We start from the raw sequence: 22555 nt of genomic DNA on the forward strand, positions 1-22555 counted from the left end.
ACTTTTATAGCCTCAACAAAGCAGACAGGGAGTCAGCATGATAATAAGCCCGCCATTTATACGTCCCCGGAATGAAGGAGAATGTGATGCATCATGGGTGGAAAGAATGATGCCCACTGATTTAAACCGGGGTTTTCCTGTAAACAGATCCGCGTCATGGCATGGCGGTGTACATGTTCTCCACACCGACAATCCTGATGAAGGTTATAATCGCATCGAATTTGTACGCGCGATTGCAGATGGAGAAGTTGTCTCTTTCAGGGCGCCATCAAACACAGAAAGACGGGATGCATTTCCGCTGAATATTAATGGCAGAACTGATGATGGGTATGTTCTGTTAAAGCATAAAACCGAGATCGGGGAAAGTTGTAGCGTCTTGTATTACTCCCTGTATATGCACCTCAGAGACCGACTGAATCCCGCAATAAGGGAGGAAGGCAGAGTCTGGCGCAAGGATCGCATAGGACAGAATGGGATGGTGGATGAAAATAATGCCTTTCACTTTCAGATTTTCTGTGACAATGAAAACATGTTGAAACTAACCGGACGCATGCTACCCGAACTGGATGTCACCCGCGATGGCAGAACCGATACGGTTTATGGTGATATTCATTTTTATCTGCCTGCTGGGACTCGGTTTTACGAATCTGTAGCTGACGCAGCCTCAGCAGATACCGACCGCCTAAATCTCGTTCATACCAGTGCCGAACCACTGTTTGTCAGTATGACCTTCGAAAAAGGTGACTGTTCGATGATTACTCGCAGGCAGAATACCACCATCGGGGCACACTTCGATACGGTGGGAGAGCCTCTAGTAAACATAGATGCTAACCAAATTGACGACATAAGAAGATTAGGTCTGAAATATGAATACAATCTATACTGGACAGCCAAACGTCTGTACCCGCAGAATCCTTCTGCGGGCTTTGAACTACTCCGCTTTGGTCGGATCATTAGTACTGAATATGAAACTCTCATCCCTGCCATCGCCCCGTTGTGGCGTACTGTCAATTTCCCCGGAGGCTCAGGGTTTGTAAATCTGGCCTCTTCTGACATCAAAAAATTCAGTGATGCCGACTTCCCGCACTGGAAGGGCTGGCGAATGGTGGACGATGACATGGACAATAACAGCCAGTGTAATTCCGACTTTATCACGGGATTACAGGAGAGTGGGAACCTTAGCGATCTGAGCAGCCGTCTGGTTTGTCATTTTCCACTCGAATGGAACGCCGACACTTTTGATGAGCGTTATTCCTGGCTAAAAAACAAAAACGACGATACTCAGGCTATGTCTGATGATGACTATGAGCGGTTGAAAAGTCATGTTTCAGCACTGTGCTTTGATACGGGCACGCTTGGCGCAGATCGACTATGGCATTTTCATCCAGTGGCCTTCATTACCCATTTTCGCAGGTGCTGCTGGCTTAGCAAATCAGAATTGAAGCAAATTGTTCCGCGCAATCTGTTAAGAATGGCTGGACAGAATGATTATCGATGGGAAGCCATCATCTACCGGGATGGCGTCGGAAGCCTTGCGGATAATATCCGCACGCACATTAACAGAGCAATGCAGAAACACCTGATAACCACCCCACTCCGACTCGCTTGCTTTCTGGGAAACGGGATTCAGGAGACGGGGTGGCTGGGAACAATGGAGGAAGGTTATCGCTATACGGAAAGGGATCCACGCACGCATCAGGTCGTTCGTCGCTATAATATTTGGTACTACCCGTGGTATGGCCGAGGCCTGTTACAGCTAACCAGCCCACTAAATTATTTCGAATATTTTAGCTTCAGAGGACGAGTATATCCTGTAAACATCAAAGATACTCTGATAAATGAATATAATCGTCTTTATTCACACCGGGGCATTCGCTACACCGACAATCACCTATCTGATACAGAAAACAACATTCCTGAGAACATTATTAGCTGGAGGAATAATGTCAGCAGCGATAACCATGAGGCGACTAGCAGTGCAGGATTTTACTGGGCGTCAAGAAATATGGCATATTACGCTGATAACGAACATATACTCGAGCGATGTAGCGTCAATACCAGAAGAAACGGGGTAAAAATTTACTATCGTAGTCAGGCCTTCTGGCAAGCCAGTGCTGCCGTTAATTTACCCGCACAAATTGATAATGAACAATATCAAGGATTAAATGGTTTTAATGAACGCTGCTGCGCATACGGTAGTGCGATAGCCGTACTTACTGAGCAAAAATTCCCGGACAGCAATAATTTGTTGGTTAATGAAGAACCCGAATCAGAACAGTTGAGGAGAGGATGATGAGGGGAGTTATAATTTTACTAATATTGATATTTTTATCACAAAAAGCCGTAAGCTCCATCACACCGGCAATACATGTACCCTCTGACTTCAATAAAAACAGGTTTGTTAATTATAATAACGCCATATCTAATGGTAGCGGGAATAACACATGTGATAAAGTTTCATTTAAAAACTATTATCCGAGTGAATACACATCATTAAAAATAAAGAATCCACCGTTTTACACTTGGTTTTGTTGGTTTTCTGTCGATGTCATCCATGATGGATACGGCCCAAACAGGTTGCTTCCTGAAAAAGTCTTCTTTGATGAAAAAACAGGAATATGGAAAAAGAAAAAATACACTTTGAGTAAAGAAAGTATCCAGCGCTCTAAGGATGTCTATGGCATTGTTAACCTTAGCGAGTTGCAGCCTGTACATCTGTATAATATTCAGACAATTAATGCCCATGGATATGCAGTCATTGATAACAACATTTCCTTACAAGAAAAAAAGAAGGGAGTGAAGAAAAAATTGTCATTCTGCCTTATACGTGACGAAGCTGCATTCTGTGGTTCAGGGTCGATGATCAATCTTATCGATGGAGAACAAGTCGACTTTACCTCCTATATGCTCATATCCCTTGAGACAGTCGAATTGGGTGTTGTAGAGCATAGACAGAAGTGACGGCTCGCCCGTCACTTCACTGATATTCGCTGCGCAGCAGCGCGTACAGATACTCATCGCCCCACTCGCTTTTAAAAAAGATATTCTGCCGGTAATGCGCCTCGCGACGAAAGCCCAGCCCTTCCAAGAGTTTGATCGCGCCGGAATTGCGGGTATCAACCACCGCCATCAGCCGGTGATGGGCTAACTGTTCAAAGAGTAAGGCCATCACCGCATGAATGGCTTCCCGGGCATACCCCTGATGTTGATACGCCGGGGAAAAGGTCATCCCCAGCTCGGCCTGTCTGCCCTGATCGAAAAAGTGGATCCCCACATCCCCCGCCAGCGCACCGTTGGCCTGGATCTCTACGGCAAGCTGGAACCAGCTCTCCTCTTCAGCAAAGGCCAGCGAACGCTGTTGTTCATAGAAGGCTGTCGCCTCTGTCATGCCATAGTGGGTCCAGCTCTGGAAGCGGGCCACCTCCGGCAGGTTGCGATAATGGCTGAAAGACGGCAGATCTTCCGTTCTGAACCGGCGCAGCAGCAGCCGGGGCGTGGTCAGGGGTAATATCATCTCTTCTCTTCTTCTTAATGAGACGGGCAATGGCGGGGCCATCTTAACCTGCGCAGCCTGACGCTGCCAGGCTCATGGTGGAGCCTCATCCCAGCGATAGATTTTAGTGGTGGCCAGCGCCAGCATGGCGAAATCTTCCGGCGTATCGCCGTAGGCGAAGATCTCCTCGTAATCGGCCAGGGGGTAGCTCGCCAGGATGCGCGCCTTTTTCGCCAGGCCGCTGCAGTCTCCGCCCTGATACTTTCCGGTCGCTGCCCCGTTTTGAAATTCAACTTCGCTGCACAGCAGTTCGAGATGGTGCTGCTGGCACCACGGACGAAGATAGACATCCAGCGAGGCTGAGACCACCACCACGGTGTCTCCTCGCGCCTGATGCCAGGCTATACGCTGCATCGCGTTCTCCCGCAGCGTGCGGGGAATAAACACCTGGCTATGATCGTTGCCACGTTGCAGGATCTCAGGCTGCGATTTTCCAGCAAAAGCATAATGAAAGACTTTTTGCCGGATAGCAGAGGCTGAGAGCCAACCCATTTTCCAGGCGAGAATATGCGGTAACAGACGCAGCTTGCCCCGACGAACGGCTTTCGCATCGAGGGACTGATAAATGAAAGGGGTAAAAGTATCTTCGTGGGTTATCGTGCCATCGAAGTCAAAAAAGGCAATGTTCTTCTTCATCCTTGTAACCTTATTCAAAAACACCGACGCCGCATAAACCGCGGCTGATTTACTTTTTGCCCGTCTGGCGGCAAGATCCGGCATAATGCACCGCTGTCGCAGGACGGCCGTGTCACCGGCAGTCGTGACAGCGAACCATTCGACAGGAAAACGCATGAAGCCAAAACAAGCGGACATTCTCCGCCACGCCAGCGCGCTGTTTAATCGCGAAGGATATCAGTCGCCCAGCATCGAGCGGATTGCTGAACATGCCGGCATCTCCAAAATGACCTTCTACCGCTATTACACCGATAAAGAGGCGCTCATTCTGGCTATCCTCAAGCAGAAAGAGAGCGAATTTATGCAGGATTTGGCGCAGATCACGGCGGATAAAGCCAGCGCGCGGGAGAAGCTGTTTGCCGTGTTCGACTACTACCATCGCTGGTTTACCTGCGACACGTTCCACGGCTGCATGTTTACCCGCGCACTGTTTGAATATGGCGCGTCATCGCCAGCGATCCGGGAGCAGTGCTCCCGGTTCAAGTCGCTCCTCTGGCAGTTCTTCCGCGATATCCTCCTGCAGGTGTTAAAACCGGAACCTGCCGAGCGGGTGGCCATGATGATGGTGATGCTCATCGATGGCGCCATCGCCGCCCAGCAGGCCGAGTCCGCCGAATGCCGGGAGATCCCACCGGGGATCACCGCCTGGAGCGCGGCCAAAGCGCTTATTTACTCAGAAGGCGGTACCTTGTGAGATGATGCGCGGCCGTCCAGCGACTGCAGGGCCGCCAGCAGGCAATCATAGTAATCGTTGCAGGTTTGCAGGCGCAGCGCGGCGCCAAAGTAGACCTCCTCCATCGCCGCCGGATGTTTTTTGCCAATCGGCACAATCACATTGTTCAGCCAGCCATCCGCATGACCGATATCGACGGTGATATGTTCGGCATAGTAATGCACATCGCGATCGGAAAGCCCAATCCGCCGACAGCCCGCCACCAGTTTTTCATACTGCGGTGGGTCGAGCAGCTCGGTCATCGCCATGACCCCCAGCGATTTGTAATAATGCTGACGGTTTACGCCGCCCAGCATAAAGGCGTTATACCCGGCCAGGCCCTGCCAGTCGTACAGGTGGGCAAAATGATTGTCCGGCAACGCGATATTCCGCCGCTTCAGTAAATCCTTATACAGATTGACGTGGGTGATCTCAGTGCTGCCCTGACCTATCTCATCCCACAGATTTTGCGCAATCTCCGCGCGGGTTTCTGGCAGCGAACCCACCAACCCCATCGCCACAAGATCGAAGAACAGCAGATTCAGCGCGCTGTCGCTTTTGAAGAAATAGTCGATTTGCGCCGCGGAGGCCTCGCTGGCAAGGAAATCGAACAGCGGATGATGAGACGCCGGGTGCTGCTGGCATAAGGCGCGCAGTTCGTCGACGATATTGCCGGCATTAAGCACCGGTCTCTGGCGATGGAAACGTTTGCTTTCCGCCCGCAGCCACTCAGACTCAATGTAATTTCTGATCCCGGAGAGCAGCGGATGAAATTGATTGGCTGCCGCTGGCGAGAGCGGGTCGGCAAGCCAGGACTGATAGAGGATGAACAGCGCATGATGAGCGCGCTTTTTGGCCTGTGGATCGTCAGCGGAGAAGGCGCGGATGCAGGTATTCTCAGTCAGATGCCAGGCTCTGTCGGCGACCAGCGGGTTGGCCGTCAGCTTCAGCGATAGCGCGTTGCTGTGCAGAAGCTGGTCAATTAACTCATCCAGTGCCAGCTTGGCCATCACCGCGGTCTGGTCACTACCAATGACCCCATTTTCTGTGTTACGCATGAATTTGTCCCTGTGAAATGCATGGCGACTATACGGTATAGTACCGTTAACAACGCGGCAACGAAAATTTATGGATAACGAATATAACATTGTAAAATATGGTTTTTTAATAAATAACAAAAAGACCACTATAAAAATATTGATATTATAAAATTATTAAAGTTACCATCTAGTACAGTGATAAGCGACGCAAGGAATCAGCATGCCCTATTTATTACTGACGCTGGCCGCCCTGTTCTGGGGGGGAAATTACGTGGTCGGTCACGTGCTGGTCCAGGGCGTGGATCCGATCCTGATGACAGAAGCGCGATGGGCGTTGACGGCGCTGTTACTGGGCCTGCTCTACCACCGGCAAATTGCCGCCAGCCGCCACCTGCTACGGGATAACGCGCCGGCGGTACTGGTGTTAACCCTCTGTGGCCAGGTCAGCTTCCCGCTTACGCTCTATATTGGCCTGCAAACCACCTCCGCCCTCAATGCCGCCATCTATATGTCCGCCACGCCGAGCATGGTGCTGCTGATTAACCGGCTGATTTTTCGTGACCCGGTATCGGCGCGCAACTGGCTGGGGGTCATTTTCAGCACCCTTGGCGTGATGATCCTGTTATTCCAGGGGAACCCACTGCATGCCACCTCGCTGCATACCTTTTCCGTCGGCGATCTGTGGGCCATGGGGTCGGCGCTGAGCTGGGCGCTCTACTGCTCGCTATTACGTCTGAAGGACCGCCGGATCCCGGCGAATGGCTTTGTCGCCGTCAGCTCGCTGCTCGGCGCCCTGATCCTGCTGCCAATCGTCATCTTCTGGCTGATGCGCCACCCGGCGCAGGACTGGGCCGCCTGGCGCGAGCCGTTTTTCCTCAGCGGCCTGGCGTATCTGGTGATTTTCCCGTCGTGGCTGGCCTATCTGTTCTGGAACAAAGGTATCGCCGCGATTGGCGCCACCCGGGGAGAAATTTACACCCATATCATCCCGCTCTCCGGCGGGGTGTTGAGCATCCTCTTCCTGCATACCCAGCCGCATGCCTGGCATCTGTTCAGCGCGCTGTTTATCATGGTGGGGATTGGGATCTGCTCGCTGGAGAAACGCCAGGCGGCGGCAATTCGTCTGCGCGGCTAACGTACGCTACCGGGCGCCTGACGACACCCGGTAGCAGAAGTTAACGGCTGGTGGAGAGCGGCTGACGATGCCCCGCTCCTGCGGGCTGAATCACCCGTCCCTCGCGACCAAAGAAGGTCAGGACGGTAATGACAATCGCCACCGTCCCGGCCACCAGGGCCATCGCCAGACCATAGTTATGCCCATGATGTTGAGCAATGGAGGCCTGCAGCGTGGCGTTCACCGAAGCCAGCAGATTACCCAGCTGATAGACGAAGCCAGGCAGCACCGCCCGGGTGTTGGCCGGGACCAGTTCATTGAGCCAGGTGGGGATCACTCCCCAGGCCCCCTGCACCATAAACTGCATCAGGAATGCCCCCGCCCCCAGCGCCAGCGAGCCGCTGGCGAAAGCCCACAGCGGGATGACCGGTAGCGCCAGCAGGGCGGCGATCATAATCGCTTTGCGTCGGCCAATTTTTTCCGACAGCGAACCGAAGAACACGCCACCAATAATCGAGGCAATGTTGTAGCAGACGGCGATAATGCTGACCGTTTTAGGCTCGAAGCCGTGCTGGACTTTCAAAAAGACCGGGTAGAGATCCTGGGTCCCGTGGGAGAAAAAGTTAAAGGCCGCCATCAGCACCACCAGGTACAGGCACAGCTTCCAGTGACTACGCAATACCGGCAGCAGCGCCGTGCTCGCTTTACTTTGCCGGGCCGCCAGCCAAACCGGGGACTCCTCGACGCAGAAATAGATAAACGGCAGCAGCAGCACCGGCGCGGCGCCAATCACAAACATCCCACGCCAGCCGAGATGTTCAAACAGCAGGCCGTAGGCGACGGCCGCCAGCAAATAGCCGAAGGGATATCCCGCCTGGAACAGGCCGGACATCAGGCCACGCGAGCGGTCGGGGATCGTCTCCATCGCCAGCGAAGAGGCCACGCCCCAGATCCCGCCCATCGCCACGCCATACAGCACCCGCAGCAGAAAAAACAGCATCAATGACGGCGCGGCGGCGGAGAGCAGCTCAAAGGCGGAGAAGAAGACGATATTCAGCATCAGGATGGGTTTGCGGCCATACTTTTCCGCCGCCCTGCCGAAAATCAGCGCGCCTATCGGCCGCACGGCCAGGGTAAGCAGAATCGCAAGCGTGACCTCTTCAAGGTCGACGTGAAACGAGTGGGCGATATCGCTCAGTAAAAAGACCAACAGAAAGAAATCGAAAGCATCGAGCGTCCAGCTTAAAAAACTGGCAATCGCCGCGTTGCGCTGTCGTGAAGTCCAGCCATGCATCTTGTCATCCCTATCCCGACGGGGTTGCCGGGAGCTTGCGCGGCGTCCGGCAGAGCAAGCTGGTGTCACCGCTTATGTAAATTGTTTGTATAGAAAGTTGCTCTTTTGTTAATTACACCCTTTTCCCGACCGTCGGCAAGTTTATTAGCCTGCTAATTTGTTTCAAATTGCGTGTAACGGCCCACCGGATCGGCAATTTTCGACCAGAATTAAAGACAGGCTGGCGTCAATGAACCGCTGTCCATGCCGCATCCGCCCACAGGAAGGGAGAGAATCATGAAGAGAGTTGCCATCGTCGGCGTGGGGCCGACGGGGATTTACACGTTCTATGAACTGGTGAAGCGTGGTGAGCCGCTGGCGATCACCCTGTTTGAAAAAGAGGCGCAGGCCGGGGTGGGTATGCCCTACAGCGATGATAATACGGCGGCACAAATGCTGGCCAACATCGCCAGCATTGAGATCCCCCCTATCGACCTGACCTATCTGCAATGGCTGCAGCAGCACAGCGACGCCTGGCTGGCGGCGCGCGGCCTCGAGCGGCACACGCTGCATGAGCGCCAGTTTCTGCCGCGGGTGATCCTCGGCGAGTACTATCGCGACCGTTTTCTGTATCTCACTGAGCGGGCCCGGGACGCCGGCTTCATCGTTAGCGTTTGTGAATCCTGTGAAGTGACGGATATTGCCGTCCAGCCCGCCGGGATCGCCATCCACACCGATAGCGCGGCAGCGCCGGTTATCGTCGACCTGGTGGCGATTGCCACCGGCCATCTGTGGCCTGAGGAAGAGCGCGCCAGTCGACAGTACTTCCCCAGTCCGTGGACCGGCCTGATGGACGCCCGGATCGCGCCCTGTCGGGTCGGGATCCTCGGGACCTCTTTAAGCGCGATTGATGCCGCCATCGCCGTGGTGGCCCAGCATGGTGTTTTCCATACTGAGAACGACAAAACGACCCAGTTTACCCTCCACCCCGGCAGCGAGGCACTGGAGATAACGCTGATGTCGCGCAGCGGGGTGCTCCCGGAAGCCGATTTTTACTGTCCGATCCCATGGGAGCCGCTGGAGATCGCCACCCCTGCCGCCCTTGAGGCAGCTGTCGCCCGGGGCAGTGACGGGCTACTGGATCGGGTATTCGAGCTGGTCGTCCAGGAGCTGGAATATGCCGCCCCGGCCTGGTGCGAGGCGACGGGGCTGCGCCAGCTAACGCCTGACAGCATCGCCGAGGCCTGGTTTGCCGACCGTCTCACCCATGATCCTTTCCACTGGGCGCAACGCAATCTGCAGGAGGTGGAGCGCAATAAGCGCGAACACCACACGGTGCCCTGGCGCTATGCCATTCTCCGCCTGCACGAGGCGATTGAAAGCGTGGTGCCGGAGCTCAACGACGAGGACAGCCGCCGATTCCGGCGCGGGCTCGCCCGGGTGTTTATCGATAACTATGCCGCCATCCCGCCGGAATCCATTCGCCGGCTGCTGGCCCTGCACCAGGCCGGTATTTTGCGTATTGTGGCGCTCGGCGAGGATTATGATCTGCAGCGCGAGTCTCACCGAACGCTGATTGTTCATCATCAGCAGCGCTGTGAATTCGATGTGTTTATCGATGCCCGCGGGCAACAAGCATTGAAAACCCGGGATCTGCTCTTCCCATCGCTGCGCCAGCAGCTGCTGGCCTGCGGCGACGACATTCCGGACGTCGGCGATGACTACACGCTGCAGGCGCCCGAGACGCTGCGCGGACGGGTCGCTTTCGGCGCCCTTCCCTGGCTGATGCACGATCGTCCCTTTGTGCAGGGGCTGACGGCCAGCGCCGAGATTGGCAGCGCGATGGCCCGTGCCGTCTCGCAGCAGGCGACGGGCCGCCGGCGCCGCCTGTGGTTTATCGAATAGCGGGCTGCTTAAACGCAATATCCGAATAAAGGAGGGCAAACAGGCGTGCTATAAACAGTGACTGTTCGCCCCCATGCAAGACCCTGTCTAACTTTTACGAGGTACTCATGAGCCATCTTTTTAGCGCGACGCGTATTGGTCAGCTGGCGCTGGATAACCGCATCGTTATTGCCCCCATGTGTCAGTACTCTGCCGACGAGGGTAGAGCCACCTCCTGGCACCGGATCCATCTTGGTCAGTTGGCTTTCTCCGGCGCCGGCCTGTTAATTCTGGAAGCCACGGCGGTAGAGCCGGCGGGACGTATCTCGCCGGGGGATCTGGGTTTGTGGGATGATGAAACCGAAAACGCGCTGCGCGCGGTGGTAGAGGATATTCGGGCCTGGTCGCCGATCCGCCTGGGGATCCAGCTGGGGCACGCCGGACGCAAGGCATCCTGCGCGGCCCCGTGGCAGGGTGGTCATCAGCTGGCCCTCAACGAGGGGGGCTGGCAAACCGTTGCCCCCTCCGCCGTGGCGTTTCACGATGGCGACCGCGCCCCCGCCGAGCTGAGCCTTGCCGATATGGCGCGCATCAAAGCGGCGTTTGTCGCCAGCGCGTTGCGCGCCCAGCGTCTGGGCTTTGAGCTGATTGAACTGCACGCCGCCCACGGCTATCTGCTGCACCAGTTTCTCTCGCCGCTCAGCAATCAGCGCCGTGATGAGTACGGCGGTTCGCTGGAAAACCGTCTGCGCTATCCGCTGGAAGTGTTTAACGCGATCCGTAAGGCGGTGGGCAACACCATGGCGGTGGGCGTCAGGCTGTCGGCTACCGACTGGGTTGCGGGCGGCTGGGACGTGGAGCAGTCCATTCAGTTTAGCCAGCAGCTGGAAGCGCTGGGCAGCGACTATATTCACGTCTCCAGCGGCGGATTGTCGCCGCAGCAGTCGATCACCGTCGGACCGGGTTATCAGTTGCCATTCGCCCACGACATTCGCCAGCAGGTTGCCATCCCGGTAATTGGCGTGGGGCTGATCACCGACCCGCAGCAGGCAGAAGCGGCTCTGGAGGATGGCGATGCCGACCTGATCGCCCTCGCCCGCGCGGTACTCTACGATCCGCACTGGCCGTGGCACGCCGCGGCCAGCCTCAGCGCCCAGGTTCGCGTCCCTTCGCAGTACCTGCGCTCCGAGCCACACGGCCTGAAAGGCACCCTGCTGCCAAACCGTTGAACCCGCGGCGGGTATAAAAAAGGGGTATCGTAAGATACCCCTGAGCAGGAAGTTATTGCGGTCCACGTGCCGGGCGGCGGCGGCGCCTTGCCCGGCCTACAAAAGGGTGATACCCGGTCATTGCGCAGCCAACCCGCTCCCTGCGTAGGCCCGCGCAAGCGCAGCGCCGCCGGGCAATCTATCAGGCTCCGCTCCCTATATTTCCGGGCGGCGGATCAGGCAAACACCGTGAGTTACTGCTGGGCGGGCGGTGGCGTGGTGTTCTGTTTGTCCGCCGCGATACTGTCCTGGATGGCTTTGGTTTTGCTCGCCGCTTCCGCCGAGAGCTGATTGGCGTCGCCGATGGCGTTGTCTTTGATCTGACCCGCCTCTTTGACTATGCGGTCACTTTCCTGCTTAGCGTTCTGCTTCACGGCATCGGCCTGGGCTTTCGCCTGCTGGGCGATGGCATCCGCTTTCTTGTCCGCCTCCGCCTTGATGGCGCTGGCCTGATCCTTCAGGCGGTCGGCCTCGGCGTCGGCCTGGCTTTTCAGCGTATCGATTTGCTTATCCGCATCCTGTTTAATCGCCTGCGCTTTGTCCGCCGCGGCATCCTTCATCTGCTCCGCATTATCTTTGGCCTTATCCAGTTTGTTATCCACTTTCGACGCATCGTCGCAGCCAAACAGGGTCAGACACAGGGCGGAAGCAAGCAGTGTTTTATTCCAGAGTTTCATCAGCATTCCCTTACAGGTTAAGTCGTTATCCAGCTTTGTGATTCATTGCCTTAATAGCATTCACATTTTATATATAATCGCTCAGTCGGCAGAGTCAAGCCGACACCGATCGATCCAGCGTTGCCACCAGCCCCTGCAGCCAGTCGGCAAAGACTCGCACCTTATGCGACAGATGCCGGTGCGGATAGAGCAGCGACAACGGTCGACGCGGCGCCGGAAAGTCCGGCAAAATTTCCACCAGCTGCCCGCTGTCGATATAAGGTTGCAAAAAGAAACGCATCCCCTGCAGCATCCCCAGCCCCGCCAGCCCGGCGGCAGTAAAGACTTCAGAGTTGTCCAGCACCAGTTTACCGGGAATGGCGATCTGCCTGATGCCCTCCGGGGTCTGGAATCGCCAGGGCATAATCTGCCGGCTGCTGCTGTTCACCCAGTTCACCGCCAGATGCGACTGCAGGTCCTCCAGCGTCGCGGGCGCCCCATAGCGCGCCAGATAGCCCGGACTGGCGCAGGTGGTTAACGCCACCTCCCCCAGCGAACGCGCCACATAGTCGCCATCCTCAAGATCCCCCACCCGCAGCAGGCAATCCAGACCATCGCGCAGCATATCCCGGCGTACGTCGGAGCTGCTGAGGACAATTTCCACCTCCGGATGGGCCTGATAAAAATCTGGCAGATGCGGGATCACCAGCAGCCGGGCAAAGGCGATCGGCATATCAACGCGCAGCTGACCGCGGATCGGCCGGTCCGGCGCGAACGACTCCAGCAGATCGTCGGCCTGGGAGAGCAACGGTTTGCTGCGGCGATAAAACTCTTCCCCCTCCGGCGTGAGATACAGACGCCGGGTGGTGCGCTGCAGCAGCCGGACCCCGCTCTCCTGCTCCAGCTGCTGCAGCGCCTTGGTCACCGCCGGTCGGTGGACCTGCAAATTTTCCGCCGCCTGGGCAAAGCTGCCGGCATCGACGATTTCAATAAATATTTTAATATTTTCAAACAGATTCATTTGCATAACGGCCCGTCTCCCGCCTCATCGCCTGCCCACATTATTACTAATTTAATAACAGTGATGAAAGTTTTTGCTCATTTTTTAAAACAATAAAGACGCCTACACTACCCTCATTGCCGCACCGCTGGGGCGAAGAAATTTATAACTTATTAACATACAAGGAAAAATATCATGCAACCTAACCGCGTCGCCCGCATTCTGGGTATTGAAAAACCGGTGGTCCAAGGGCCGCTCTCCTGGCTAACCGATGCTCGTCTGGTGGCGGCCGTCGGCAACGCCGGTGGGCTTGGCGTGCTGGGCCCGAACGCCGGACTGACGGCGGCAACCGCCGTCTCCACCCCGGAGGCCACCGCCGAGAAAATGCGCGAAGAGATCCGCAAAACTAAACAGCTGACGGAGAAACCCTTTGGCGTCAACCTGATCCCGACGGCGGAAAACGACATCTGGACGCCGGCGATCCTGCCGGTGATCAAAGAGGAAGGGGTTAAGGTGGTGGTCTACACCGGCTACGGCGACGGTTCATTAAAACCGGCGCTGTTCGACGAACTGAAAGCCGCCGGGATCACCATTATCTATCGTGACATCAACCCGACGCCGGAGAACAGCCGCCGCGCGGAGCAGGCCGGAGCGGATATTATTGTCGCCACCGGCTTTGACGAAGGCGGCACGCTGCCGGGTACCGCCCTCGGGACCTTCACCATCGTCCCGCTGATCGTTGACGCGGTACAGCGGGTTCCAGTGATGGCCGCCGGAGGGATCACCGACGCCCGGGGCGCGCGCGCCGTTCATGCTTTGGGAGCGGAAGGCGTCTTCGCCGGTTCGGTATTCATCAGCACCATCGAAAGTCGGGTTCCCGACTCGGTGAAAGCGAAAATTGTGGCCGCCAACGGTCTGGATCTGCGCCTGTTCCGTACCCTGCCGGACTACTACCGCGCGCTGCCCGGCAAACTGAGCGACACACTGGTAGCCATGGATCGTGCCGGCGCCTCAAAGGCCGAGCTGGCCCAGGCGATGGGCGGTCTGCGCGGGATGCGGCTGGGCATGCTGGAGGGGAATACTGATGAGGGTTATATCTCGGTGGGCGCGGGGATCGGCAACATCCATGCCATCACCTCCGTCGCCGAGGTGGTCAACCAGCTGGCGGTGTGAAGCCGCCAGCCGGGGCACGGCAACTGGCGCAATCAGGCGTCGGCCACCTTCTCTACCGCCCGGGAGAAAGCGTCGATAGCCAGCCCGACGTCGGCAGCGGTGACCGACTCCGCCGGGTGATGGCTGACGCCCCCCAGGCAGCGCACAAACAACATGGCCGAAGGCCAGCGCTCGGCGATAGCGATGGCGTCATGCCCTGCGCCGCTCGGCAGCGTCAGCGAACGCCCCTGCACCGCCACTACCGCCTCGCTCAGCACCGCCTGCAGGTGACTGTCGCAGGCGGTGGCGGCGATGCGATAATACTCCTCGGCGGCGAAACTCAGCTGGCGACGCCCGGCAATGGCCTGCGCCTCCCCCAGCAGCTCATCCAGCAGCGCCGTCAGCGGCGCATCCTGCGGGCCGCGAATATCCAGCGTCAACTGCACCTCGCCCGGTATCACGTTCACCGCGCCCGGCGCACAGCGCAGGGTGCCGACCGTCGCCACCAGGTTACCGCCGCGCTGCCGGGTCAGGTTTTCCACCTGCACCATCCATTCCGCCGCCGCGGCGAGGGCGTCCTTGCGATGGAGCATCGGCACCGTGCCGGCATGGCCAGCTTCGCCGGTAAAACGGCAGTTCAGCCGTCGGGCGCCGTTAATCGCCTCCACCACGCCGAGCGCCAACCCCGCCTGCTCCAGGCACGGTCCCTGCTCGATATGCAGTTCCAGATAGGCGGCGATGTCCTGCGGATGACGGGCCGCGTGGCCGATCCGCGCCGGATCGAGTCCGGCATTCACCAGCGCCTGGGCGACGCTCACGCCGTCGGTATCGCACTGTGACAGCCAGCTTTCAGGCCAGGTGCCGGTGACGCCGCGGCTGCCGAGCAGGGTGATGCCAAAGCGGGTGCCCTCTTCATCGCCAAAGCCGACGATCTCGATAGCCTTTGTCAGCCGTCGCCCCTGCTGGTGCAGACGCTGGACCACCTCAATCGCCGCCAGCACGCCGAGCATGCCGTCGTAGCGCCCGGCGTTGCGCACGGTATCAAGATGAGAGCCCAGCAGCACCGCCGGCGCCCCCTCCTGTTGTCCTTCATAGCGTCCGCAGATGTTGCCGACGCTGTCCTGCCACACCATCATGCCGGCAGCCTGCATCCACTGGCCCACCAGCTGGTTGGCCTGCAGATGTTCGGGTGACAGATAGACCCGGGTCAGGGCATCGGCGGTTTCGCTGAGGGTGGCCAGCCGATCGGCGCGGGCCAACACCCGGCTGGCAACCGCTTCTCTCTCCGCCTGCTGGCGGGCGGTATCACTCATAGGGTGGCCTCGGTGCGGTAGTGATCCCAGGCCGCCTGCATCGCCGCGCCCTGAGTGGTGGTGAACTTGAGGTAGTTCAGGACCGCTTCCAGCGCGCTGAGCGTCTGCATCACGCAGTCTTTTCGCGCGTTATAGCCCATGGTGCCAATGCGCCAGACTTTACCGTGCAGCGGGCCAAACGAGGTGCCAATTTCAATGCCGAAATCTTCCAGCATCAGCTTGCGTACCTGATCGCCGTTGACCCTGTTGGGGATCACCACCCCCAGCACGTTATTCATTTTGTGCCGCAGATCGCCAAAGGTCTCGAGCCCCATCGCCTGGATACCCTTCAGCAGCGCATCGCCGTGCAGTTTGTGGCGGGCGATGCCGTTGTCGAGTCCCTCCTGGAGGATCAGGCGCGCGCACTCCCGGGCGGCAAACAGCGCCGAGGTCGCTTCGGTATGGTGGTTAAGGCGCTCCGGCCCCCAGTAATCCATCACCATGCCGAGATCTAAATAGTTGGAGTAGATCATCTCGTCGACGCCATCGTGGTGGGCGTCGGTGCGGATCCCCTGCTCAATGCAACGACGGCGGCGGATGACCTCTTCCATCCGCGGGCTGAGGGTGATGGGCGAGGTGCCGGAAGGACCGCCCAGGCACTTCTGCATCCCGGCGGACACCGCGTCCAGCTGCCAGGCGTCGGTTTCCAGCGGGTTGCCGCCGAGCGACGCGGTGGCGTCGGTATAGAACAGCACATCGTGACGACGGCAAATCTCCCCCAGCTCCGCCAGCGGCTGCAGCATGGTGGTGGAAGTATCGCCCTGCACGGTGAGCAGCAGGCGCGGGCGCACGCGCTTGATCGCGTCCTCAACCTGATCCGGGGTAAAGACCTCGCCCCACGGCACCTCGATGGTGTGCACCTCTGCCCGACAGCGACGCGCGATCTCGCACAGCAGATGACCAAACCGGCCGAACACCGGCACCAGCACTTTGTCACCCGGACGGATCGCCGACACCAGAATCGCTTCGATCCCGGCGCGCGAGGTGCCGTCGACCAGCATCGTCCAGCGGTTTTCGGTGCGAAACACGCCGCGGTAGAGCGCCATGACTTCATTCATATAGTGGGTCATCGCCGGATCGTACTGGCCAACCAGCTGGCTCGACATGGCGCGCAGCACGCGCGGGTCGGCATTGATCGGCCCCGGCCCCATCAGCAGGCGCTGCGGCGGGTTAATTTGCGAAAACTGAGTGATATCCATCTGCCATTCCTTACGTTAGTTAAGACCGCGCACCGAGGAGATAAACTGTTTCAGTTCGCTGGTCTGCGGATTGGCGAACAGCGTTTTGCTGTCGCCCTGCTCCCAGACGCGTCCCTGATGCATAAACACCACGCGGTCGCCCACTTCGCGGGCAAAATTCATTTCATGGGTGACGAGGATCAGCGTCATACCTTCCGCCGCCAGTTGCTCCAGCACCTTCAGCACTTCACCCACCAGTTCCGGGTCGAGTGCCGAGGTGATTTCGTCACAGAGTAAAACTTTCGGCGACATGGCCAGCGCCCGGGCAATGGCCACGCGCTGCTGCTGGCCGCCGGAGAGATTGGCCGGATAGTAATCCAGACGGTCGCCAAGACCGACCTTCTCCAGCATCCGCTGCGCCAGTTCCCGGCATTCGGTCTGGGACTTCTTCAGCACCCGCCGCGGGGCCAGCATGACGTTCTCCAGCGCCGTCATGTGCGGGAACAGGTTAAAATTCTGGAACACCATGCCGATGGAGCGGCTGATCTCCCGGGCCTGTGAATCGCGGTCGGTGATGGTCATGCCCCCGAGCTTGATACTGCCCTCCTGGTAGCCCTCCAGACCATTGATACAGCGCAGCAGCGTGCTTTTACCCGAGCCGCTGCGGCCGATGATCGAGATCACTTCCCCCATGTCGATATCCAGATCGACGCCCTTCAGCACATGGTTGTCGCCGTAGTACTTCTGCATCTGATTAATGGTGATGAGAGGCATTGAATTTGTTCTCCAGATAGCGGCTGTAGCGGGACAGCGGATAACACAGAATGAAATAGCCCAGCGCCACCAGGGCAAACACTTTAAACGGCTGGTAAGTGACGTTGGTCAGCATCGTCCCGGCCTTGGTCAGTTCCACAAAGCCGATAATCGATGCCAGCGCCGTGCCTTTGATCACCTGTACGGCAAAGCCCACCGTCGGCGCGATGGCAATGCGCAGTGCCTGCGGCGCCACCACGCGGTACAGGGTCTGGCCGAAGCTCAGCCCGAGACACCGCGAGGCTTCCCACTGGCCTTTGGGCAGCGCGCGAATGCTGCCGAACCAGATATCCAGCAAAAAGGCGCTGGTGTAGAGCGTCAGAGCGACCGAGGCGGCGGTCCACGCCGAGACGTCAATGCCGAACAACGCCACGCCAAAGAATGCCAGAAACAGCTGCATCAGCAGCGGCGTCCCCTGAAACAGCTCGATGTAGCCGCGGATCAGCCGTTTCACCTGGCGTCCGCCGGTGAGACGCAGCAGCAGTAACGGTAAGGTCACCAGCGCCCCGCCGGTGAACGCGACCAGCGACAGCAGCACCGTCCAGCGACCGGCCAGCAGCAGGTTGCGGATAATGTCCCAGTCAGTAAAAGTGGTCATCAGGCCTGTACCCCCAGCCATTTACGCCCCGCCGCCATCAGCAGCTGGCGCATCGCTATCGATAACGCTAAGTAGATCCCGGTGGTCACCAGATAGACCTCAAAGCTCAAAAATGTCCGCGACTGGATCAGGTTGGCGGCGAAGGTCAGCTCCTCATAGGAGACCTGCGACACCACTGACGAGCCGAGCATCACAATGATGCACTGGCTGACCAGCGCCGGGTAAATCCGCTGCAGCGCCGGGGGCAGTACGACGCGAACGAAGGTTTGCGTCCGGCTAAGCCCGAGCACGCGACCGGCTTCCCACTGGCCCTTCGGCGTCACCTGAATACCGGCGCGGACGATCTCGGTGCTATAGGCGCCGAGGTTAACCACCATCGCCAGCAGCGCCGCTTCACCGGCGGTCATCTTCAGTCCAAGGTTCGGTAAACCAAAGACGATAAAAAAGAGCTGCACCACAAACGGCGTGTTACGGATGATTTCCACATATCCGCCCCATACCCGGCTGAGCATTCCCGGGCGCCCGCTGCGGATCGCCGCCCCGAGGATGCCGATCGCCAGTCCGCCGATCGTCGCCAGCACCGTCAACTGCACCGTCACCCACAGGCCGGCCAGCAGCTCCGGCCAGTGCGGCCAGAGCTCAGAGAAATGAAGTTGCTCCGTCATCCCCAGACCTTACGCGCCGAGGCTGGCAGGCAGTGGCGCTTTCAGCCACTTCTCAGACAGACCGTTGAGGGTGCCGTCCTTAATGCCCTGCTCGATGAGGGTATCCACTTTCGCCTTCAGCGCCGGTTCGTTCTTTTTCAGACCGATAAAGCACGGCGAGTCCTTCAGCATAAAGCTCGGCACCGGCGCTTTGCCGGCGTTCTGCCGGGAGATGGCCGCCACCACCAGGTTTCCGGTCGCGACATACTCCACCTGACCGGACAGGTAAGCCGACAGCGTGGTGTTATTGTCCTCGTAGCGCTTAATCTGCGCTGCCTGCGGCGCCACGCTGGTCAGCACCATATCTTCCACCGCCCCACGGGTCACCCCGATGCTTTTACCGCTCAGCGCGGCCGCGTCCTTCAGCTCCGCCCCTTTCGGGCCAAACACGCCGAGGAAGAATGGCGCGTAGGCGCGGCTGAAGTCGATCACCTTCTCGCGCTCGGCGTTCTTGCCGAGGCTGGAGATCACCAGGTCCACCTTATCCGTCTGCAGATACGGCACGCGGTTGGCGCTGGTCACCGGGACCAGCTGCAGCTTGAGCTTCATCGATTTCGCCAGATAGCGCGCCATATCGATGTCATACCCCTGCGGCTGCAGGTCGGTCCCCACCGAGCCGAACGGCGGAAAATCCTGAGGCACGGCAATACGAATGACGCCGCGTTTTTCAATATCCTGGAGCTGGTCAGCCTGCGCGGCAGAAACAGACGAAAGGAGACAAGCGGCCCCGGCCAGTGCAATCAACAGTTTCTTCATGATGTTTACCCGTTACGTTAGCATGAAACAAAAGATTCTTTGAATCTGATTCTGCAACTAATGTGCCAGATACAGACGAGGCGAGAGTTGGCGAGGAATTAAAACAAAAAGTGAGAAAGGACAAGCGTTAACGGGAAAGTATTCAGAGAGCGGCGGCGCCATCACGTGGTTTTTATTGCACCATAATGATGCACAGCACCACGCTGGCGCCCCATCAGCGTTGTTCCAGCTCGTCCAGCTGCTGATAAAGCGTGGCGATATCGTGGATGCGCGGACGACCGCTGTCGAGCGTTTCATGGAGAAAGGCATTGGCCAGCAGATTGATCAGGCTGTTGACCGAGGCATAGCTGTCGTAGGCCGAGACGCTGTCCAGCGGCGCGCAGAGCTGCCAGCGGGAGAGCGGAAACAGGCTATGGGCCTGCGGCTCGCACATTAACAGGACCGGCACCCCGTCGCGCTGCAACTGCTGCAGCAATGGGCGTACTATTCGCGGCCGGCGGCGAAAGGCCATCATCACCACCAGATCATCGGCAGTCAGATCGACCAGCTCTTCGCTGAGACTCTGACCCGGCTGGGGCAGCACCAGCACCTGGCCGCGGGCCTGCAGCAGCTGCTGGCGCAGATGCAGCGCCGCCGGATAGGCATTACGCATCCCCACCACCACGATGCGGCGGGCGGCCACCATCGCCGTCAGCGCCTCGGCGAACTGGCGGGCGTCGAGCGCGTTGACCCATTGGGTGAGGTTCGCCATCTCCTGCTTATAATGGCGCGCCAGCAGCGTGTTACCCTGCACCGCGTCGCGCTGGTCGGTCAGCGGCATACCGCTCTGGCGCAGGGTGCGCAGTTCATCGCGCATATCCTTATATTTGTCATAACCGAGGCGCTTGAACAGCCGGCTGACAGTGGCTTTCGACACGCCGCTCAGCTGCGCCAGCTCGGCGCTGTTGTAGCTTATCAGGTCGTCAAAGTGGTCAAAGATGAAATCCGCCACCCGCTGCTCCTGCGGCGACAGCGAGGCGTATTGCCCTTTCAGTCGTTCATCGAGTTGTTGCATAGCGCCCCTGTAACTTTCGTTTCATCATCCATCCCTCATCATACTGTATCTGCTATGCCTTACACATAGCGTGCCAGTGGGAAAATTCTGGTCATTGTTTTTATCAATGAAACGAAACGTTCAGAGATGGAACAGCTTTTGCAGTGTTCTGCGGGTGATTCGTTCAGAAAGGATAATTTATGCACAGTAGCAACGTTTCGACCCACGGCATGGCGGTGGCCCCCCATCACCTCGCCAGTCAGAGCGCGCTGGCGATCCTGCGCGAGGGCGGCAGCGCCATTGAAGCGATGGTGGCTGCCGCCGCGGCCATCGCCGTCGTCTATCCCCATATGAATGGCCTCGGCGGCGATGGCTTCTGGCTGATCGTACCGCCTGAGGGAGACCCCATCGCCATTGACGCCAGCGGGGCGGCCGGATCGCTGGCGACCCTCGAGGCCTACGCCGGACAGCAGCATATTCCCCACCGGGGACCGCAGGCCGCGCTGACCGTCGCCGGCACCGTCAGCGGCTGGGACGAGGCGCTGCGTATTTCACGGGACTTAACCGGCCGCGCGCTGCCGGTGGCCCGCCTGCTGGCCGATGCGATCGGGTATGCCGAAGACGGTATTCCGGTCACCGCCTCGCAAGCCCACGCCACCGCCAGCAAACTGGAAGAGTTACGCCATCAGCCGGGCTTCAGCGAAACCTGGCTGGTATCGGGCGAGGCCCCGCGGCCCGGCAGCCGCTTTCGCCAGCCCGCCCTCGCCGGTACCCTGCGCATGCTGGCCAGCGACGGTCTCGACAGTTTCTATCGCGGGCCGCTGGCCGAGCGTCTCGCGCAGGGTATTGCCGCGCTGGGGATGCCGATCACCCTCGGCGACCTGCAGGCCCACCGCGCCCGGCGTCCGGCGCCGCTGACGCTCCAGCACCAGCAGGGCACGCTGTGGAATCTTGCGCCGCCGACGCAGGGACTGGTGTCGCTGGCGATCCTTGGCATCACCGACCGCCTGAACATGGCCGATGCCGACGACGCGCAAACGGTGCACCGTATTGTCGAAGCCACCAAGCGGGCATTTGCCCTGCGCGATGCGCATATCACCGATCCACGCCATCTGGATGTGGATGTACAGCAGTTGCTCACCCCGGAAGCCCTGCAGCCGCTGGCCGACAGCATCGACGACGCCAGCGCTTCCCCCTGGGGCCGCGGCAAAGGCCCGGGCGATACCGTCTGGATGGGCGTCGTGGATAACAGCGGACTGGCAGTGTCATTTATTCAGAGTATTTATCACGAGTTCGGCAGCGGCGTGGTGCTCCCGGACACCGGGATCGTCTGGCAAAACCGCGGGGCGGCCTTCAGCCTCGATCCGCAGCATCTCCTGGCGCTGGCCCCTGGCAAACAGCCATTCCATACCCTCAACCCTGCCGCCGCCCGCCTGAACGATGGCCGGGTGATGGTCTATGGCTCGATGGGCGGCGACGGTCAGCCGCAAACTCAGGCGGCGCTGTTTACTCGCTATATCCTGCAGGGGGTACCGCTACAGGAGAGCATCTCCCGTCCGCGCTGGCTGCTGGGCCGCACCTGGGGCCAGTCCTCCGACTCACTGAAGCTGGAGGGACGCTTTGCCCCTGCCTGTATCGCTCGCCTGCGCGAGCTGGGGCACGAAGTGGAAGTGCTGGCCGATTTCAGCGAAGCGATGGGCCACGCCGGCGCCATTGTCCGCCATCCCAACGGCCTGCTTGAAGGGGCTACCGATCCACGCAGCAACGGCGCCGCCGCCGGATACTAAGGAGCAG

Annotated in this window: 21 protein-coding genes; 8 read left to right on the forward strand and 13 right to left on the reverse strand. The window is 58.7% G+C overall.

Annotation, left to right across the window (positions count from 1 at the left end; genetic code table 11):
* The first annotated feature begins 37 nt into the window (after positions 1-37).
* Positions 38-2293: a M23 family peptidase gene (locus CWM54_RS05475; RefSeq protein ID WP_165785886.1), complete on the forward strand. Its 2256-nt coding sequence runs from the start codon at positions 38-40 to the stop codon at positions 2291-2293.
* Positions 2290-2961, forward strand: coding sequence for a hypothetical protein (locus tag CWM54_RS05480; protein ID WP_227520700.1), 672 nt, complete (start codon positions 2290-2292; stop codon positions 2959-2961). The genes CWM54_RS05475 and CWM54_RS05480 overlap by 4 nt, the downstream gene beginning before the upstream one ends.
* A 16-nt stretch (positions 2962-2977) precedes the next feature.
* Here the strand turns inward: CWM54_RS05480 and CWM54_RS05485 are convergent, their stop codons facing one another.
* Both CWM54_RS05485 and CWM54_RS05490 read right to left on the reverse strand, forming a co-directional pair.
* A complete protein-coding gene (locus CWM54_RS05485) occupies positions 2978-3556 on the reverse strand; it encodes a GNAT family N-acetyltransferase (RefSeq protein WP_165785677.1) in 579 nt (192 codons plus the stop codon).
* 30 nt (positions 3557-3586) lie between these two features.
* Positions 3587-4189 carry an HAD-IB family hydrolase gene (locus CWM54_RS05490; RefSeq protein ID WP_032735635.1) on the reverse strand — a complete coding sequence of 201 codons (603 nt, stop codon included), beginning with the start codon at positions 4187-4189 and terminating at the stop codon, positions 3587-3589.
* 154 nt (positions 4190-4343) lie between these two features.
* On the opposite strand from CWM54_RS05490, the gene CWM54_RS05495 reads away from it, so the two are divergent.
* Positions 4344-4922 (forward strand): TetR/AcrR family transcriptional regulator, encoded by a 579-nt coding sequence (locus CWM54_RS05495; protein WP_100680260.1) that lies wholly within the window; start codon positions 4344-4346, stop codon positions 4920-4922.
* On the opposite strand, the gene CWM54_RS05500 is transcribed toward CWM54_RS05495, so the two are convergent.
* Complete coding sequence (locus CWM54_RS05500; RefSeq protein WP_100696320.1) at positions 4898-5998, reverse strand: iron-containing redox enzyme family protein; 1101 nt, start codon at positions 5996-5998, stop codon at positions 4898-4900. The two genes, CWM54_RS05495 and CWM54_RS05500, sit on opposite strands and share 25 nt — an antisense overlap.
* A gap of 202 nt (positions 5999-6200) precedes the next feature.
* On the opposite strand from CWM54_RS05500, the gene CWM54_RS05505 reads away from it, so the two are divergent.
* Positions 6201-7115, forward strand: a complete 915-nt coding sequence (locus CWM54_RS05505; RefSeq protein ID WP_061154550.1) for a DMT family transporter — start codon at positions 6201-6203, stop codon at positions 7113-7115.
* A 40-nt stretch (positions 7116-7155) separates the two neighbouring features.
* Here CWM54_RS05505 and CWM54_RS05510 read toward each other — a convergent pair whose 3' ends face one another.
* A complete protein-coding gene (locus tag CWM54_RS05510; protein ID WP_061154549.1) occupies positions 7156-8388 on the reverse strand; it encodes an MFS transporter in 1233 nt (410 codons plus the stop codon).
* Positions 8389-8664: 276 nt separating this feature from the next.
* On the opposite strand from CWM54_RS05510, the gene CWM54_RS05515 reads away from it, so the two are divergent.
* The gene (locus tag CWM54_RS05515; RefSeq protein ID WP_100696322.1) at positions 8665-10272 is read left to right on the forward strand and encodes an FAD-NAD(P)-binding protein; all 1608 of its coding nucleotides are present in this window, start codon (positions 8665-8667) and stop codon (positions 10270-10272) included.
* A gap of 107 nt (positions 10273-10379) precedes the next feature.
* Complete coding sequence (locus CWM54_RS05520; RefSeq protein WP_100696324.1) at positions 10380-11480, forward strand: NADH:flavin oxidoreductase/NADH oxidase; 1101 nt, start codon at positions 10380-10382, stop codon at positions 11478-11480.
* A 233-nt stretch (positions 11481-11713) separates the two neighbouring features.
* On the opposite strand, the gene CWM54_RS05525 is transcribed toward CWM54_RS05520, so the two are convergent.
* Both CWM54_RS05525 and CWM54_RS05530 read right to left on the reverse strand, forming a co-directional pair.
* Complete coding sequence (locus tag CWM54_RS05525; RefSeq protein ID WP_025712450.1) at positions 11714-12202, reverse strand: hypothetical protein; 489 nt, start codon at positions 12200-12202, stop codon at positions 11714-11716.
* Between the two features lie 88 nt (positions 12203-12290).
* Positions 12291-13196 carry a LysR family transcriptional regulator gene (locus CWM54_RS05530; RefSeq protein ID WP_165785910.1) on the reverse strand — a complete coding sequence of 302 codons (906 nt, stop codon included), beginning with the start codon at positions 13194-13196 and terminating at the stop codon, positions 12291-12293.
* Positions 13197-13370: 174 nt separating this feature from the next.
* On the opposite strand from CWM54_RS05530, the gene CWM54_RS05535 reads away from it, so the two are divergent.
* A complete protein-coding gene (locus CWM54_RS05535) occupies positions 13371-14348 on the forward strand; it encodes an NAD(P)H-dependent flavin oxidoreductase (RefSeq protein ID WP_002905232.1) in 978 nt (325 codons plus the stop codon).
* 32 nt (positions 14349-14380) lie between these two features.
* On the opposite strand, the gene hpxK is transcribed toward CWM54_RS05535, so the two are convergent.
* The 7 genes from hpxK to hpxU form a co-directional block, all read right to left on the reverse strand.
* Positions 14381-15640 (reverse strand): allantoate amidohydrolase, encoded by a 1260-nt coding sequence (gene hpxK / locus CWM54_RS05540; protein WP_100696326.1) that lies wholly within the window; start codon positions 15638-15640, stop codon positions 14381-14383.
* Positions 15637-16878 (reverse strand): pyridoxal-phosphate-dependent aminotransferase family protein, encoded by a 1242-nt coding sequence (locus tag CWM54_RS05545; protein WP_100696328.1) that lies wholly within the window; start codon positions 16876-16878, stop codon positions 15637-15639. The genes hpxK and CWM54_RS05545 overlap by 4 nt, the downstream gene beginning before the upstream one ends.
* Before the next feature lie 15 nt (positions 16879-16893).
* Entirely contained in the window at positions 16894-17631 is a 738-nt protein-coding gene (locus CWM54_RS05550; protein ID WP_061154541.1) for an amino acid ABC transporter ATP-binding protein, read from the reverse strand.
* Positions 17612-18268 carry an amino acid ABC transporter permease gene (locus CWM54_RS05555; RefSeq protein WP_004179948.1) on the reverse strand — a complete coding sequence of 219 codons (657 nt, stop codon included), beginning with the start codon at positions 18266-18268 and terminating at the stop codon, positions 17612-17614. Before CWM54_RS05555 ends, CWM54_RS05550 begins: the two co-directional genes overlap by 20 nt.
* Complete coding sequence (locus CWM54_RS05560) at positions 18268-18933, reverse strand: amino acid ABC transporter permease (protein ID WP_004176117.1); 666 nt, start codon at positions 18931-18933, stop codon at positions 18268-18270. Before CWM54_RS05560 ends, CWM54_RS05555 begins: the two co-directional genes overlap by 1 nt.
* A 9-nt stretch (positions 18934-18942) precedes the next feature.
* Positions 18943-19728, reverse strand: a complete 786-nt coding sequence (locus CWM54_RS05565; RefSeq protein ID WP_100696330.1) for a transporter substrate-binding domain-containing protein — start codon at positions 19726-19728, stop codon at positions 18943-18945.
* A gap of 214 nt (positions 19729-19942) precedes the next feature.
* A complete protein-coding gene (gene hpxU, locus CWM54_RS05570) occupies positions 19943-20782 on the reverse strand; it encodes a MurR/RpiR family transcriptional regulator HpxU (RefSeq protein ID WP_008804829.1) in 840 nt (279 codons plus the stop codon).
* Between the two features lie 179 nt (positions 20783-20961).
* Between hpxU and hpxW the strand changes: the two genes are divergently transcribed.
* The gene (gene hpxW, locus CWM54_RS05575; protein WP_100696332.1) at positions 20962-22548 is read left to right on the forward strand and encodes an oxamate amidohydrolase; all 1587 of its coding nucleotides are present in this window, start codon (positions 20962-20964) and stop codon (positions 22546-22548) included.
* The last annotated feature ends 7 nt before the right edge of the window (positions 22549-22555 follow it).

This window comes from Klebsiella sp. D-Nf1, from assembly GCF_002810515.1.
GTDB classification, from domain to species: domain Bacteria; phylum Pseudomonadota; class Gammaproteobacteria; order Enterobacterales; family Enterobacteriaceae; genus Klebsiella; species Klebsiella variicola.

Excerpts from the sequence above, each read along its gene's own strand:
- CWM54_RS05475 (WP_165785886.1), top strand. The coding sequence starts at position 38 with ATGATAATAAGCCCGCCATTTATACGTCCCCGGAATGAAGGAGAATGT.
- CWM54_RS05480 (WP_227520700.1), top strand. The coding sequence starts at position 2,290 with ATGATGAGGGGAGTTATAATTTTACTAATATTGATATTTTTATCACAA.
- CWM54_RS05485 (WP_165785677.1), bottom strand. The coding sequence starts at position 3,556 with ATGGCCCCGCCATTGCCCGTCTCATTAAGAAGAAGAGAAGAGATGATA.
- CWM54_RS05490 (WP_032735635.1), bottom strand. The coding sequence starts at position 4,189 with ATGAAGAAGAACATTGCCTTTTTTGACTTCGATGGCACGATAACCCAC.
- CWM54_RS05495 (WP_100680260.1), top strand. The coding sequence starts at position 4,344 with ATGAAGCCAAAACAAGCGGACATTCTCCGCCACGCCAGCGCGCTGTTT.
- CWM54_RS05500 (WP_100696320.1), bottom strand. The coding sequence starts at position 5,998 with ATGCGTAACACAGAAAATGGGGTCATTGGTAGTGACCAGACCGCGGTG.
- CWM54_RS05505 (WP_061154550.1), top strand. The coding sequence starts at position 6,201 with ATGCCCTATTTATTACTGACGCTGGCCGCCCTGTTCTGGGGGGGAAAT.
- CWM54_RS05510 (WP_061154549.1), bottom strand. The coding sequence starts at position 8,388 with ATGCATGGCTGGACTTCACGACAGCGCAACGCGGCGATTGCCAGTTTT.
- CWM54_RS05515 (WP_100696322.1), top strand. The coding sequence starts at position 8,665 with ATGAAGAGAGTTGCCATCGTCGGCGTGGGGCCGACGGGGATTTACACG.
- CWM54_RS05520 (WP_100696324.1), top strand. The coding sequence starts at position 10,380 with ATGAGCCATCTTTTTAGCGCGACGCGTATTGGTCAGCTGGCGCTGGAT.
- CWM54_RS05525 (WP_025712450.1), bottom strand. The coding sequence starts at position 12,202 with ATGCTGATGAAACTCTGGAATAAAACACTGCTTGCTTCCGCCCTGTGT.
- CWM54_RS05530 (WP_165785910.1), bottom strand. The coding sequence starts at position 13,196 with ATGAATCTGTTTGAAAATATTAAAATATTTATTGAAATCGTCGATGCC.
- CWM54_RS05535 (WP_002905232.1), top strand. The coding sequence starts at position 13,371 with ATGCAACCTAACCGCGTCGCCCGCATTCTGGGTATTGAAAAACCGGTG.
- hpxK (WP_100696326.1), bottom strand. The coding sequence starts at position 15,640 with ATGAGTGATACCGCCCGCCAGCAGGCGGAGAGAGAAGCGGTTGCCAGC.
- CWM54_RS05545 (WP_100696328.1), bottom strand. The coding sequence starts at position 16,878 with ATGGATATCACTCAGTTTTCGCAAATTAACCCGCCGCAGCGCCTGCTG.
- CWM54_RS05550 (WP_061154541.1), bottom strand. The coding sequence starts at position 17,631 with ATGCCTCTCATCACCATTAATCAGATGCAGAAGTACTACGGCGACAAC.
- CWM54_RS05555 (WP_004179948.1), bottom strand. The coding sequence starts at position 18,268 with ATGACCACTTTTACTGACTGGGACATTATCCGCAACCTGCTGCTGGCC.
- CWM54_RS05560 (WP_004176117.1), bottom strand. The coding sequence starts at position 18,933 with ATGACGGAGCAACTTCATTTCTCTGAGCTCTGGCCGCACTGGCCGGAG.
- CWM54_RS05565 (WP_100696330.1), bottom strand. The coding sequence starts at position 19,728 with ATGAAGAAACTGTTGATTGCACTGGCCGGGGCCGCTTGTCTCCTTTCG.
- hpxU (WP_008804829.1), bottom strand. The coding sequence starts at position 20,782 with ATGCAACAACTCGATGAACGACTGAAAGGGCAATACGCCTCGCTGTCG.
- hpxW (WP_100696332.1), top strand. The coding sequence starts at position 20,962 with ATGCACAGTAGCAACGTTTCGACCCACGGCATGGCGGTGGCCCCCCAT.